Source organism: Pseudomonas sp. 1152_12, from assembly GCF_052850675.1.
Genome location: NZ_VXCW01000071.1, coordinates 1 through 234, shown reverse-complemented (window position 1 = coordinate 234; position 234 = coordinate 1). Strand labels below are relative to the sequence as shown.

1 protein-coding gene is annotated in these 234 nt (G+C 59.0%); it reads left to right on the top strand.

The window, feature by feature from the left end; all coding sequences use genetic code 11:
- The coding region (locus FW764_RS28160; protein WP_446436732.1) for a hypothetical protein at window positions 1–234 on the top strand (234 nt) is incomplete at both ends.

The following is a 234-nucleotide window of genomic DNA, read 5'->3' as shown; positions in this document are numbered from 1 at the left end:
CAAACACGGGCAACTGATTGGGGTTTGGTATCCGGATAACGGGTGCCATCGGCTGGTCTGGAATGAGCGGGGGCAGCTCGTTGAAGAGCATCAGCCGAATGGCGGTATCAAGCGGTATCGCTATGACGATCTTGGGCGACAGGTTGCGCGTGAGGATGAGCATGGCGCGCTGACCCAGTATCAGTGGGACAGTGTTGGCCGGTTGATACGTGTCGTACTTCCAGGCGGCGCCAC